Genomic DNA, 13159 nt, shown 5'->3' on the forward strand with positions numbered 1-13159 from the left:
GCAATCTCCTTTCGTCCCACCGACGAACGGATCAGGCCCGGACAGACACCTCACTCAACCTTCTGCGCAGAAATCGGCGCTCCGCATCCGTCCCGGCCAGTTCGATCGCCTCCCGGTACGCCGCTGCCGCCTCGGACCAGCGCCCGAGACGCCGGAGGAAGTCCGCTCGGGTCGCCGGGAGCAGGTGATAGCCGGTCAACGGACCCGCGGCCAGGTCATCCACCAGCCGCAGCCCCACGCCTGGCCCGTCGGCCATGCCGATGGCGACGGCGCGATTGAGCGCGACCACTGGTGTCTGCTTGAGCTGTCCGTACAGTGCCGCGATCTGCGGCCAGTCCGTGTCGGCCGCCGTACGCGCGGTGGCATGACAAGCGGCGATCGCGGCCTGCACCTGATACGGCCCCGGTGCACCGCGGCGGAGCGTCGCCTCGAGAAGTGCCTCGCCCTCGGCGATCAGATCGCCGTCCCACCGAGTCCGGTCCTGGTCCTCCAAGGTGATGAGCTCGCCGTCGGCCGTCAGGCGGGTGGAGCGGCGCGCGTCGTGGAGCAGCATGAGGGCGAGCAGTCCGGCGGCCTCCGGCTCGTCCGGCATGAGCTGCACGAGCAGCCGCGTCAGCCGGATCGCCTCAGCACTCAGACTGCTGCGGACGACATCGGAGTACCCCTCGTTGAACAGCAGGTAGAGGACAGCCAGTACTGCGGGCGTCCGCTCGGGCAGGAGATGCGACGGCGGGACTCGGTAGGGGATGCCAGCGTGCTGGATCTTCTGCTTGGCCCTGGTGAGTCGCTTGGACATAGTTGTCTCCGGCACCAGAAAGGCCCGGGCGATCTCCGCCGTACTGAGTCCGGCCAGCGTCCGCAGTGTCAACGCGACCCGGGCCTCCATCGCCAGCGCGGGATGGCAGCACGTGAACATCAACCGCAGCCGGTCGTCCGGTACGTCGTACGGCGGGTCAGGCTCGTCGGTCATCGCAGCCACCTCCTGCAGTTTGGCGGCGCCGACCGCTTCCCGGCGTAGCCAGTCGATCGCCCGGTTACGTGCGGTGGTGGTCAGCCAGGCACCAGGCTTGTCCGGTACGCCGTCCCGCGGCCACCGCTCCAGGGCCGCGGCGAACGCCTCCTGCGCGGCCTCTTCGGCGAGCTCCCAGTCACCGGTCACGCGGATCAGGGTGGCGACCACCTGACCCCACTCCTGCCGGTAGATCTCCTCGAACGTCACCTCACCCCCGGCGGTGGCTCCAGCACCGGGCGGATCTCGATGGTGCCGTAGCCCGCAGCCGGGTGCTTGGCGGCGATCTCGATCGCCTCGTCCAGGTCGGCGCAGTCGATCAGCACGAAGCCGCCGATCTGCTCCTTGGTCTCCGCGAACGGGCCGTCGGTGAGCAGCAGTTCGTCGTTGCGGACCCGGACGGTCGTCGCCTCCGCCGGCGGCCGCAGCCCGGCACCGCCCGCGACCACGCCGCGTTGCTCCATCTCCTCCGACCAGCCGCCGCAGCCGTCGTTCGCATGCGACTCGTCACCACAGATCATCAGCAGGTACTTCATGGTCCTCCTCCACAGCCGGTCTCACCCCACCGACGAACGGTCCGGACGGAAACAGACAGCTCCACCGTAGTTCGTCCAGACCTGGCTGAAACGACCTGCCAGGACTAGCGTCGGCAGCAGTGGACCACCCGGGGAGGGGAATGGCTATGACCGGCCGAATTGTGCACTTCGAGGTTCCGTACGACGACGGTGAGCGAGCGCGAACGTTCTACCGCGAGGCGTTCGGGTGGAACCTGATGGAGATGCCCGAGATGGACTACACGATGGCGTCGACCGGACCGGTGGACGAGCAGGCGATGCCGTCCGAGCCCGGCTTCATCAACGGCGGCATGTTCCAGCGCACGGCGGAGCTCACCCGCCCGGTGATCACCGTCGACGTGGCCGACGTGGACGCCGCGCTGAAGACCGTGGAGAGCCTCGGCGGCAAGCAGGTCGGCGAGAAGATGGCCGTCGGCGACATGGGCTTCGCCGCGTACTTCGAAGACCCGGAGGGCAACATCCTCGGACTCTGGCAATCCGCCTGATCCCGGAGCGTCACTTCAGGCATTTACACTGCGGATGTTGGCTCCGGTGGCGTCCGTGGGAGGACTGAATGCCTGACCGTACCCAGACCATCGCGTATCCGGCACCGGGGTCGCGGCCGTCGCGGCGCGACCCGCTGCCGCTGGCGCCGCACGTGATCGTGCTGTTCGGCGCGACCGGTGACCTGGCCAAGCGCAAGCTGCTGCCCGGTCTGGCGTACCTGCAGCAGTCCAAGTTCGCTCCCGACGTACGGATCATCGGGTCGGCGACCGAGGACCTGACCACGGACGAGTTCCGGGCCCGGGCGCGCGACGCGGTGGAGACGTTCGGCACGCACCGGATGAGCGACGCGGAGTGGGCCCAGTTCGCCGACCGGCTCGACTACGTGCCGGTGACCGCCGGCCCCGAGGCGCTGGCCGCCGCGGTCAAGTCGGCGGAGGCGCTGCTCGGCCCTGACGCCTGCCGGCTGCACTACTTGTCTGTGCCCCCGAAGGCGGCCCAGTCCGTGATCGCGATGCTGCGCGACGCGGACCTGGTCGACCATGCGCGGGTGGTGATGGAGAAGCCGTTCGGCGACGACCTGGCCAGCGCGATCGACCTGAACGACTTCGTGCACGAGACCTTCGACGAGTCGCAGGTGTTCCGGATCGACCACTTCCTCGGCAAGGAGGCGGCGCTCAACATTCTCGCGTTCCGGTTCGCGAACGGGTTGTTCGAGCCGATCTGGAACCGCAACTTCATCGACCACGTGCAGATCGACATCCCCGAGTCGCTCGGGCTGGACCAGCGGGCCACGTTCTACGAGCCGACCGGCGCGTTCAAGGACATGGTCGTCACGCACGTACTGCAGGTGCTGTCCTTCGTCGCGATGGAGCCGCCGACCGCACTGGAGCCGCGGGCGATCTCCGAGGAGAAGAACAAGGTCTTCCGCTCGATGCTGCCGATCCAGACCCAGGACGTGGTCCGCGGCCAGTACGGCGGCTATCGCAACGAGGACGGGGTCGCGCCGGACTCCGACACCGAGACCTTCATCGCGATGAAGGTCGGCATCGACAACTGGCGCTGGGCCGGCGTGCCGTTCTACCTGCGCACCGGCAAGCGGCTGGCCGAAGGCCAGCGGATCATCTCGATCGCCTTCAAGGAGGCCCCGAAGACGATGTTCCCGGCCGGCTCCGGCGTCGGCTCGCAGGGACCGGACCACCTGACCTTCGACCTGGCCGACTCGTCGCGGGTCTCGCTGTCGTTCTACGGCAAGCGCCCCGGGCCGGGGATGAGGCTGGAGAAGCTCTCGATGCAGTTCTCCACCCAGGAGACCGAGAGCGCGGGCGACGTACTCGAGGCGTACGAACGCCTGATCCTCGACGCCATGCGCGGCGACCACACCCTGTTCACCACCGCGGAAGGCATCGAGTCGTTGTGGGACCGCTCGGCCCTGCTGCTGGACGATCCGCCGCCGGTGAAGCCCTACCAGCCCGGCACCTGGGGCCCGAACGCGATCCACCAGTTGATCGCGCCCCGAGCCTGGCGTCTCCCCTTCGAACGCGAATGGCGAGAGCGCAAGCAGTAGTTCTCAGGCATTGCCGCCGCGAAAACCTAGGCGCACTATCGAGGCGTGATGTAGGTCACAAACACCTCGAGCGGTTAGGGGGTAGGAGGATGACCGGGACGAAGACCCACCTCACGGGGGAGCGGGCGCCCTGTGGGCGGCTCGGCGATGCGGACCGAAGCCAGGAGGACGACTTCGAGGGCTTCCGGCTCGACGACATGCACTACGCCTGCGGCTGCCGGCACATGCAGCACGAGTTCCATGACGGGAGTGTGCGGATCCAGACCGTCCGGCACGACGGCAAGGTCCTGTCCGACGAGCACAGCGGCGAGCACGAGGCCTGATGACCACCTTCCATGACGTCGTGGTCATCGGGGGCGGCGGCGCCGGGCTGCGTGCTGCCATCGCGGTCGCCGAGACGAACCCTGCACTGCGGGTGGCGGTCGTGTCGAAGGTCTATCCGATGCGCAGCCACACGGTCTCGGCGGAGGGTGGCGCCGCGGCCGTTGCCGCGGACGACGACAGCCTCGACGAGCACGCGTACGACACGGTGTCCGGCAGCGACTGGCTCTGCGACCAGGACGCGGTCGAGGCGTTCGTCGCCGAGGCGCCGCGCGAGCTGCTCCGGCTCGAGCACTGGGGATGCCCGTGGAGCCGGCAGCCCGACGGACGGATCGCGGTCCGGGCCTTCGGCGGCATGAAGAAGAAGCGCACCTGGTTCGCCGCCGACCGGACCGGCTTCCACCTGCTGCACACGCTCTTCCAGACCGCGCTCTCCTACTCCGACATCGTCCGGTACGACGAGTGGTACGTCACGAAGATCCTGGTCGACGACGGCCGCGCGTACGGCGTGGTCGCGATCGAACTGGCCACCGGGCGGATCGAGACCATCACCGCGAGCACGGTGATCGTGTGCACCGGCGGGTGCGGACGCGTCTACCCGTTCACCACGAACGCGAACATCAAGACCGGTGACGGCATGGCGCTGGCATACCGGGCCGGTGCGGCGCTGAAGGACATGGAGTTCGTGCAGTACCACCCGACCGGCCTGCCGTTCACCGGCATCCTCATCACCGAGGCGACGCGGGCCGAAGGCGGCTGGCTGCTGAACAAGGACGGCTATCGCTACCTGCAGGACTACGACCTCGGTACGCCGTCGCCGACGCCGGTCATGCGCAGCATGGAGCTCGGCCCGCGGGACCGGTTGTCCCAGGCGTTCGTCCACGAGGTGGAGAAGGGCCGGACGACCGATACGCCGTACGGGCCGGTCGTCCACCTGGATCTGCGGCACCTGGGCGCGAAGCTGATCGACGCCAAGCTGCCGTTCGTCCGCGAGCTGTGCACGAATTACCAGAACATCGACCCGGTGAAGGAACTGGTGCCGGTGCGGCCGGTAGTGCATTACATGATGGGCGGGATCCACACCGACATCCGGGGCGCCACGTCGCTCGAGGGCCTGTACGCCGCCGGCGAGGTGGCCTGTGTCAGCATCAACGGCGCCAACCGGCTGGGGTCGAACTCGTTGCCCGAGTGTCTGGTGTTCGGCACCCGGGCCGGCCGGGCCGCCGCGGTGTTCGCCGGCCGCTACCGGGTCGCCGTACCCGAGGCTGTGCTGGCGCAGGGCCGGGACGAGGAGCGGCGGCTGTCCGGGGAGTTGGCCCGGCGTGCCGAGGGTCATGAACGGATCGCGGACATCCGCACCGAGATGCAGACCACGATGGAGAACGGCGCCGGGATCTATCGCGACGGCGACTCGCTGGCCAAGGCGGAGCACCGGCTGGCCGAGCTGCGGCTGCGGTACCAGCACGCGGCGATCGACGACCACAGCACGAACTTCAACACCGAGCTGATCGCGTGGCTCGAGCTGGGGTTCATGCTGGATGTTGCCGAGAGCATCATCGCCTGTGCGCTCCGCCGGGAGGAGTCGCGCGGTGCACACCAGCGTACCGACTTCCCGGCCCGCGACGACGATCGTTTCCTGGCGCATTCGCTGGTACGCCGTCAACCGGACGGCACCGGCCGCGTCACCTACCTACCGGTGACCATCACCCGCTGGCCACCGGGCGAACGCGTGTACGGGAGGTAGTGATGGCAGACGAGATCACCCTCGAGGTCGCGCGCTTCCGGCCTGGGGTGGACACCGAACCGGTCATGCAGTCGTACCAGGTTCCGCTGCGTGAGCAGTGGGCGGTCCTGGACGGCCTCAGCTACATCAAGGATCATCTGGACGGCACGCTGTCCTTCCGGTGGTCGTGCCGGATGGGCATCTGCGGCAGCTGCGGGATGACGGTCAACGGCGATCCCCAGCTGAGCTGTGCCACCTTCCTCACCGATTATGCGCCCGGACCGATCCGGATCGAGCCGCTGCACAACTTCCCGGTGATCCGCGATCTGGTCGTCGACATCGGTGACTTCATGGACAAGCTGCCGACCGTGAAGCCGTGGCTGGTCCGGGATGTGCACAGCCCGCTCGAGGAAGGCGAGTACCTGCAGACACCGGAGCAAATGGAGGACTATCAGCAGTTCAGCATGTGCATCAACTGCATGCTGTGCTACTCGGCCTGCCCGGTGTACGCCCTCGACCAGGACTTCGTCGGACCGGCGGCGATCGCGCTCGCGCAGCGCTACAACCTCGACTCGCGGGACGAGGGTGCCGACGAGCGGCTCGCCGTCCTGTCGTCGCCGGAAGGGATCTGGTCCTGCACGTTCGTCGGCGAGTGCAGTGCCGCGTGTCCGAAGGGCGTGGACCCGGCGGGCGCGATCCAGCGGTACAAGCTGACCGCGGCGACCCAGGCGATCAAGGGCCTGCTGATGCCGAGGAGCCGGCGGTGAGTGTGTACGAGCGGCCGGTCCACCTGTTGTGGTGGCTCGAGCGGCGCTCCTATCTGCTCTTCGTGCTCCGCGAGTTGAGCAGCGTGTTCGTCGCGTGGACGGTGGTCTACCTGCTGCTGCTGGTCAACGCGGTCAGCGACGGGCCGGCGTCGTACCAGCGGTTCCTGGACCGCAGTGGCGAGTGGTGGATGGTTGCGATCAACGTGATCGCGATGTTGTTCCTGCTGCTGCATGTGGTGACCTGGTTCGGGCTGGCGCCGCGAGCCATGGTGGTGAAGGCGCGCGGGCGCCGGGTGCCGGCGCGGCAGATCGTTGCCGCGCACTACCTTGCCTGGTTGGTGCTGTCGGCAATCGTCGCGTGGCTGGTGCTGCGATGAACCACCGCCGCTCGCCCGAACCCTTGCTGTGGATGCTGTTCAGCTCCGGCGGCATGGTCGCGGCGTTGATGCTCCCGATCCTGCTTTTCCTGTTCGGTCTCGCGTTCCCGCTGGACTGGCTGACACCGCCGACGCATGCGCATCTGTTCGCCGTACTGCACAATCCGCTGACCCGGCTGGTGCTGTTCGGCCTGTCCGTCCTGGCCCTCTTCCACTGGGCCCACCGCTTCCGCTACACCCTCTACGACGGCCTACAGCTCAAGCGCTACGCCGTACCAATCGTGATCCTGTGCTACGGCGGCGCGGTCGTGGGATCCGTCCTGGCCGCCGCACTCCTCCTGACGGTCTGACCCGACTGGTGCTGTCCAAGCAGTAGCCTCAGTCGAATGGGAACGCCCTCGACCGTGCTTCAAGTGGCACTGCTGGCCCTGTTCGTGCTGCCAGGGATCACGTATCAGTTTCTCCGCGAACGCTGGCGCGGCCCGGTCCCCTTCACCCGAGACCCCAAAGCAGTACTACGAGCAACCACCCGATAACCCACCGCACCCGCAGTACCCACACCAACCACCGCCCCGCAACCGGAGCCGCAGGCACCACAGCAACCACCGCCGCAGCCGGAGCCGCAGGCACAGCAACCACCGCCGAAACGGAGCCGTAGGCACAGCAACCCCCGCCGTTGGCACCCACACAACCTCCGGCCGGAACCGTTGGCACCCACGGCAACCACCGCCATGGGGGGTCCGGGGGGCGAAGCCCCTCCGGGCGGGGTGTGGGGGTCGCACCCCCACAAAACACGACGGGCGATCCACAGCTCGCGCACTCCGCGAGCATGAATCGCCCAGATCGTCCGCGCCCCCGGCAGGATTCGAACCTGCGCACCCGCCTCCGGAGGGCGGTGCTCTATCCCCTGAGCTACGGGGGCTCAGGAACGTGCAGAACAGTAGCAGGAAAGTGCGCTGAGTCCCGAATCGGGTGCGCTCCGCGCGGCGCCCGGCGTACCCGGCCCAGGTGGGTCACCGAGCTGGGTGCCCGGGGCACCCTGAGCGCACCCTGGATCGCCGGTGTGGAGGGATCGACTCGGGCGGATTCGGAGTCATAGTGGTGGTAAGTCCATCTGTGGAAAGGAAACCTGAACTCATGGCTAGCACACTGGTTCGCCCGTCGAGCGGTCGCTGGATCGGCGGTGTCTGTGCCGGACTGGCCCGCAGGTTCGGTATCTCGGCCAACACGATGCGGCTGATCTTCGTGGTCAGTTGTCTGCTCCCGGGCCCGCAGGTCCTGATCTATCTGGTGCTCTGGATCCTGATGCCGTCGGAGTACTGACCCCGGCGGTCCGCACCCCCGGTGCCCCATGGCAACCTGGCTCGTCATGAGAGCAGGCAGGTGGCGCCGGGCGGGTGCGACGGCGTCCGCCCTGCTCCTCGTGACGAGTGTGGCCGGCGGCTGCCAGGTCGGTCCCGCGCCGCCCGGTCCGGCCGAGATCCGGACCGGTCCGCCGCCGTGGGACGCGCCGCGTGACGGGGTGTCGTACATCGACATGGCGGGGTTCGAACGTCTCCCGCTCGATTTCTCCGGCCCGTCGCCGTACACGGTGAGGATGGCGGTCTCGGTCGACGGCAAGGCGGTGCAGGTGCCGGCCGGAGTCGGCGTCGACCGGGTCCGCGCCGAGCAGGCCGCCGTACATACGCATACCGCGGACGGCTTGGTGTACGTCGAGGCCAAGACGACCGCCGAGCGTCCCACCCTCCAACAGTTCTTCACCCTCTGGGGCGTCAAGTACGACGGCAAATGCCTGGCAGACGCCTGCACCACTCTCACGGTCACCGCCAACGGCAAACCCGTCGCGTGGGACGCCGAGCTAACCCCCAAGACCCAATTCCAGATCACCGCCACCCACTGACGGTGATGGCCTGGCCGTCCCGGGCGTGTACCGGGCTGTGGATGGTGAGTCAAGGGTTTCGGGGCGGGGCCATTAGGCTGAGGCGGTGACTCCGGAACAGCTCGCTGCGAAGATCCTCCAGGCCCTGGCCGCGCTCGCCGACGACGGGACCATCACCGTCGAGGGCGGGCTGCCGCGCGAGCTGAAGGTCGAGCGGCCCAAGAACCCCGAGCACGGGGACTACGCCACCAACGTCGCGATGCAGCTGGGCAAGCGTGCCGGGCTGAACCCGCGCCAGTTCGCGGAGCTGCTGGCCGGCAAGCTGCAGGACGACGACGCGATCACCGCGGTGGAGATCGCCGGTCCGGGCTTCATCAACATCCGGGTCGCAGCCGACGCCCAGGGCAAGATCGCGCAGGCGATCGTGGACGCCGGCCCGGCGTACGGCGGTTCCGACAGCCTGCACGGCCAGACAGTGAACCTGGAGTTCATCTCGGCCAACCCGACCGGCCCGCTGCACCTCGGCCACACCCGCTGGGCTGCTGTCGGCGATGCCCTGGCCCGGGTGCTGACCGCGGCCGGCGCGAAGGTCAGCCGCGAGTTCTACATCAACGACCGCGGCGCCCAGATGGACAAGTTCGGTGCCAGCCTGCAGGCCGCGGCCCACGGCGAGCCGATCCCCGAGGACGGCTACCACGGCGAGTACATCCTGGACCTGGCCAAGCAGATCGTCGCCGAGGTCCCAGGCATCACCGAGCTTCCCGCCGACGAGCAGCCGATCGCCTTCCGCGAGGCGGGGTACGAGCGCCAACTGAAGGAGCAGCAGGCGCAGCTCGAGCACTTCCGGACCAAGTTCGACGTCTGGTTCTCCGAGCGCAGCCTGCACGAGCAGGACGGTGTCGGCCACGCGATCGAGAAGCTCCGCGAGCAGGGCCACCTGTACGACGCCGACGACGCGCTGTGGATGCGGACCACGGACTTCACCGACGACAAGGATCGCGTTCTGATCCGCTCGAACGGCGAACCGACGTACTTCGCCTCCGACGCGGCGTACTACGTGAACAAGCGCGAGCGCGGCTTCGACATCTGCATCTATCTGCTCGGCGCCGACCACCACGGGTACGTGAACCGGCTGAAGGCGATCGCGGCCTGCGCCGGCGACGACCCCGAGCACAACATCGAGATCCTGATCGGCCAGCTGGTGAAGATCCTCAAGGGCGGCGAGGAGATGCGGTTGTCCAAGCGGGCCGGCACCATCGTCACGCTGGCCGAGCTGGTCGAGGAGGGCGGCGTCGACCCGCTGCGGTACACGCTGTGCCGCTACCCGGTCGACTCGCCGCTGACGCTGGACATCGAGGAGATGACCCGCCAGGTCAGCGAGAACCCGGTGTACTACGTGCAGTACGCGCACGCCCGCCTCGCCTCGATCCTGCGCAACGCGGACGAGCTCGGCATCAAGCTGGACGAGTTCGAGCCGGGCCTGCTGAGCCACGAGCGCGAGGGTGACCTGCTCCGCGCGCTGGCCGAGTTCCCGCGGATCGTCGCGACCGCGGCGGAGCTGCGCGAGCCGCACCGGGTCGCGCGCTACCTGGAGGACACCGCGTCCGCCTTCCACAAGTTCTACGACAGCTGCCGCGTGCTCCCGCGCGGCGACGAGGAGGTGGAGCCGGTGCACAAGGCTCGCCTGACCCTGGTCGGCGCGACCAGGACTGTGGTCGCCAACGGGCTGGACCTGCTCGGCGTCTCCGCACCGGAGCGGATGTGAGGGCGCACGAGGCGGGGGCCCTGCACGCGCAGGCCGGGCACCGCGGGCCCGCCTGGCTGAGCACCCCGCGCGACGTCAACGACCTGGTCCCGCAGCTGTGGTCGTCCACGGCGAAGAAGTCCGGCGAGGGCTCGCTGGTGATCGGCGGCGTCGACCTCCGCGACCTGGTCGCCGAGCACGGCAGCCCGGCGTTCGTGCTGGACGAGGACGACTTCCGCGCCCGCGCCCGCGCGTTCAAGCACGCCTTCAAGGACTTCGACGTGTACTACGCCGGCAAGGCGTTCCTGTGTACGACGGTCGTCCGGTGGGTGATGGAAGAAGGCCTGAACCTGGACATCTGCAGCGGGGGAGAGCTGGCCGTCGCGCTCCGCGCCGGCGCCGACCCGAAGCGGCTCGGGTTCCACGGCAACAACAAGTCCGAGCAGGAGCTGGCGCGGGCGCTCGACGCCGGCGTCGGCCGGATCATCGTCGACTCGCAGTACGAGATCACCCGGCTGATCGAGCTGGCCCGGGAGCGGAACACGACCGCACCGGTGATGATCCGGGTCACCGCGGGCGTCGAGGCGCACACCCACGAGTACATCGCGACCGCGCATGAGGACCAGAAGTTCGGCTTCTCGATCACCTCCGGTGCCGCCTTCGAAGCCGTTGCCCGGGTCAACGAAGCGCCGGAGCTGGAGCTGCTCGGCCTGCACTCGCACATCGGCTCGCAGATCTTCGACTCGTCCGGGTTCGAGGTCGCCGCGAAGCGCGTGATCGCCTTGCACGCAAGGGTTTCCGAGGAGCTCGGCGTGGATATGCCGGATCTCGACCTGGGTGGAGGTTTCGGCATCGCCTACACCACCCAGGACGACCCGTCCGACCCGGCGCAGCTGGCGACCGAGCTGGGCAAGATCGTCGAGCACGAGTGCCGCGCCTTCGAGGTCGAGGTGCCGAGGGTCTCGATCGAGCCCGGCCGCGCGATCGTCGGCCCGGCCATGTGCACGGTCTACTCGGTCGGCACGGTCAAGGAGGTCGAGCTCGACTACGGCGCCTCCCGGTCCTACATCTCGGTCGACGGCGGGATGAGCGACAACATCCGCGCCGCGCTGTACGACGCCGACTACTCCTGCACGCTCGCCAACCGGTACTCCGACAGCGAGCCGTCGCTGGCCCGCGTGGTCGGCAAGCATTGCGAGTCGGGTGACATCGTGGTCAAGGACGAGTTCCTCCCGTCGGACGTGCGGCCGGGCGACCTGATCGCCGTACCGGGGACGGGTGCGTACTGCCGGTCGATGGCGAGCAACTACAACCATGTACCGCGGCCACCGGTGATCGCGGTGAAGGACGGTCACACACGGGTCGTCGTACGCCGGGAGACCGAAGACGACCTGCTGGCACTCGACATGGGGGCGGACGCGTGAACGAGAAACCCTTGAAGGTGGGCCTGCTCGGTTGTGGCGTGGTCGGCACGGAGGTCGTGCGGATCCTGACCGAGCAGGCTGATCACCTCGCCGCCCGCGTGGGCGCCCGGCTGGAGATCGCCGGCATCGCGGTACGCCGGGCCGGTCGCGAGCGGGACATCGCCGTCGATCCGTCCCTGGTCACCACCGACGCGCAGGCCCTGGTGTCGCGCGGCGACCTGGACCTGGTGATCGAGGTGATCGGTGGGCTGGAGCCGGCCCGCGGGCTGATCCTGTCCGCGCTCGAGCACGGCGCGTCCGTGGTCACGGCGAACAAGGCACTGCTGGCGGAGGACGGCCCGACGCTGTTCGCCGCCGCGGAGAAGTACCAGCGCGACCTGTACTTCGAGGCCGCCGTGGCCGGGGCGATCCCGATCCTGCGGCCGCTGCGCGAGTCGCTCGCCGGTGACGACGTGACCCGGGTGATGGGCATCGTCAACGGCACCACGAACTACATCCTGGACAAGATGGACAGCACCGGCGCCGGGTTCGACGAGGCGCTGGAAGAGGCCCAGGCGCTCGGGTACGCCGAGGCCGATCCGACCGCGGACATCGAGGGCTTCGACGCGGCCGCGAAGGCGGCGCTGCTGGCGAGTTTGGCCTTCCACACCAGGGTTTCCATCGCCGACGTGCACCGCGAGGGCATCACCGACGTGACCGCGACGGACATCGCCTCGGCCCGCGAGATGGGCTGTGTGGTGAAGTCGCTGGCGATCTGTGAGCTGGACGAGACGACCGACTCGGTCAGCGCCCGGGTGTACCCGGCGATGATCCCCGCGAACCACCCGCTCGCCTCCGTCCGGGACGCGTACAACGCCGTCTTCGTGGAATCCAAGGCAGCCGGGCAGCTGATGTTCTATGGTCGTGGTGCCGGCGGCGCCCCGACGGCCAGCGCAGTCCTCGGGGATCTCGTGTCCGCCGCGCGCAACCGGCTCAAGGGTGTGCCGGGGGTCGGCGAGTCGTCGTACACCCAGCGGGCCGTGCGGCCGATGGGTGACGCGGTGACCCGCTATCACGTGTCGCTGGACGTGGCCGACAAGGCCGGTGTGCTGGCGGCGGTGGCCCACGCCTTCGCTGAGCACGACGTGTCGATCCAGACCGTCCGCCAGGAGGGCCGGGGGAGTGACGCGCAGTTGGTGGTGGTCACCCACACCGCGACCGACGCCGCATTGTCCGCAACCGTGGAGACCCTGCGCGACATGGACATCGTTCGTGAAGTCAGCAGTGTGATGCGGGTGGAAGGCGGATAAC

At 68.6% G+C, this 13159-nt stretch carries 15 protein-coding genes and 1 tRNA gene; 13 read left to right on the forward strand and 3 right to left on the reverse strand.

The window, feature by feature from the left end; all coding sequences use genetic code 11:
- Window positions 1–31 precede the first annotated feature (31 nt).
- Window positions 32–1219, reverse strand: coding sequence for a sigma-70 family RNA polymerase sigma factor (locus AB0I34_RS18595; RefSeq protein ID WP_360446534.1), 1188 nt, complete (start codon window positions 1217–1219; stop codon window positions 32–34).
- The gene (locus AB0I34_RS18600; protein ID WP_360446535.1) at window positions 1216–1545 is read right to left on the reverse strand and encodes a YciI family protein; all 330 of its coding nucleotides are present in this window, start codon (window positions 1543–1545) and stop codon (window positions 1216–1218) included. Before AB0I34_RS18600 ends, AB0I34_RS18595 begins: the two co-directional genes overlap by 4 nt.
- A 146-nt stretch (window positions 1546–1691) precedes the next feature.
- On the opposite strand from AB0I34_RS18600, the gene AB0I34_RS18605 reads away from it, so the two are divergent.
- From AB0I34_RS18605 to AB0I34_RS18640, 8 genes are all read left to right on the forward strand, one after another.
- Window positions 1692–2069, forward strand: coding sequence for a VOC family protein (locus AB0I34_RS18605; protein ID WP_360446536.1), 378 nt, complete (start codon window positions 1692–1694; stop codon window positions 2067–2069).
- 68 nt (window positions 2070–2137) lie between these two features.
- Window positions 2138–3634: a glucose-6-phosphate dehydrogenase gene (gene zwf / locus AB0I34_RS18610; RefSeq protein WP_360446537.1), complete on the forward strand. Its 1497-nt coding sequence runs from the start codon at window positions 2138–2140 to the stop codon at window positions 3632–3634.
- An 89-nt stretch (window positions 3635–3723) separates the two neighbouring features.
- Window positions 3724–3957 (forward strand): hypothetical protein, encoded by a 234-nt coding sequence (locus AB0I34_RS18615; RefSeq protein WP_360446538.1) that lies wholly within the window; start codon window positions 3724–3726, stop codon window positions 3955–3957.
- On the forward strand, window positions 3957–5699 hold the full coding sequence (gene frdA / locus AB0I34_RS18620; protein WP_360446539.1) for a fumarate reductase (quinol) flavoprotein subunit: 1743 nt from the start codon (window positions 3957–3959) through the stop codon (window positions 5697–5699). Before AB0I34_RS18615 ends, frdA begins: the two co-directional genes overlap by 1 nt.
- 2 nt (window positions 5700–5701) lie before the next feature.
- Entirely contained in the window at window positions 5702–6445 is a 744-nt protein-coding gene (locus tag AB0I34_RS18625) for a succinate dehydrogenase/fumarate reductase iron-sulfur subunit (protein WP_360446540.1), read from the forward strand.
- Complete coding sequence (locus AB0I34_RS18630) at window positions 6442–6822, forward strand: fumarate reductase subunit C (protein WP_360446541.1); 381 nt, start codon at window positions 6442–6444, stop codon at window positions 6820–6822. The genes AB0I34_RS18625 and AB0I34_RS18630 overlap by 4 nt, the downstream gene beginning before the upstream one ends.
- The gene (frdD, locus tag AB0I34_RS18635; protein WP_360446542.1) at window positions 6819–7172 is read left to right on the forward strand and encodes a fumarate reductase subunit FrdD; all 354 of its coding nucleotides are present in this window, start codon (window positions 6819–6821) and stop codon (window positions 7170–7172) included. The genes AB0I34_RS18630 and frdD overlap by 4 nt, the downstream gene beginning before the upstream one ends.
- Before the next feature lie 36 nt (window positions 7173–7208).
- Window positions 7209–7358 (forward strand): DUF6338 family protein, encoded by a 150-nt coding sequence (locus AB0I34_RS18640; protein ID WP_360446543.1) that lies wholly within the window; start codon window positions 7209–7211, stop codon window positions 7356–7358.
- A gap of 314 nt (window positions 7359–7672) precedes the next feature.
- Here AB0I34_RS18640 and AB0I34_RS18645 read toward each other — a convergent pair.
- Window positions 7673–7744: transfer RNA gene (locus AB0I34_RS18645), tRNA-Arg, on the reverse strand.
- A 215-nt stretch (window positions 7745–7959) separates the two neighbouring features.
- On the opposite strand from AB0I34_RS18645, the gene AB0I34_RS18650 reads away from it, so the two are divergent.
- The 5 genes from AB0I34_RS18650 to AB0I34_RS18670 all read left to right on the forward strand — a co-directional run bounded on the left by AB0I34_RS18650 (window position 7960) and on the right by AB0I34_RS18670 (window position 13158).
- On the forward strand, window positions 7960–8145 hold the full coding sequence (locus AB0I34_RS18650; protein WP_131356108.1) for a PspC domain-containing protein: 186 nt from the start codon (window positions 7960–7962) through the stop codon (window positions 8143–8145).
- A 46-nt stretch (window positions 8146–8191) separates the two neighbouring features.
- Window positions 8192–8722 carry a hypothetical protein gene (locus AB0I34_RS18655; RefSeq protein WP_360446544.1) on the forward strand — a complete coding sequence of 177 codons (531 nt, stop codon included), beginning with the start codon at window positions 8192–8194 and terminating at the stop codon, window positions 8720–8722.
- An 85-nt stretch (window positions 8723–8807) separates the two neighbouring features.
- On the forward strand, window positions 8808–10466 hold the full coding sequence (argS, locus tag AB0I34_RS18660; RefSeq protein WP_360446545.1) for an arginine--tRNA ligase: 1659 nt from the start codon (window positions 8808–8810) through the stop codon (window positions 10464–10466).
- Entirely contained in the window at window positions 10463–11869 is a 1407-nt protein-coding gene (gene lysA / locus AB0I34_RS18665; RefSeq protein WP_360446546.1) for a diaminopimelate decarboxylase, read from the forward strand. The genes argS and lysA overlap by 4 nt, the downstream gene beginning before the upstream one ends.
- Complete coding sequence (locus AB0I34_RS18670; protein ID WP_360446547.1) at window positions 11866–13158, forward strand: homoserine dehydrogenase; 1293 nt, start codon at window positions 11866–11868, stop codon at window positions 13156–13158. Before lysA ends, AB0I34_RS18670 begins: the two co-directional genes overlap by 4 nt.
- Window position 13159 lies beyond the last annotated feature (1 nt).

The sequence above is a fragment of the Kribbella sp. NPDC050281 genome (assembly GCF_040655855.1).
In the GTDB taxonomy this organism is placed as follows: Bacteria; Actinomycetota; Actinomycetes; order Propionibacteriales; family Kribbellaceae; genus Kribbella.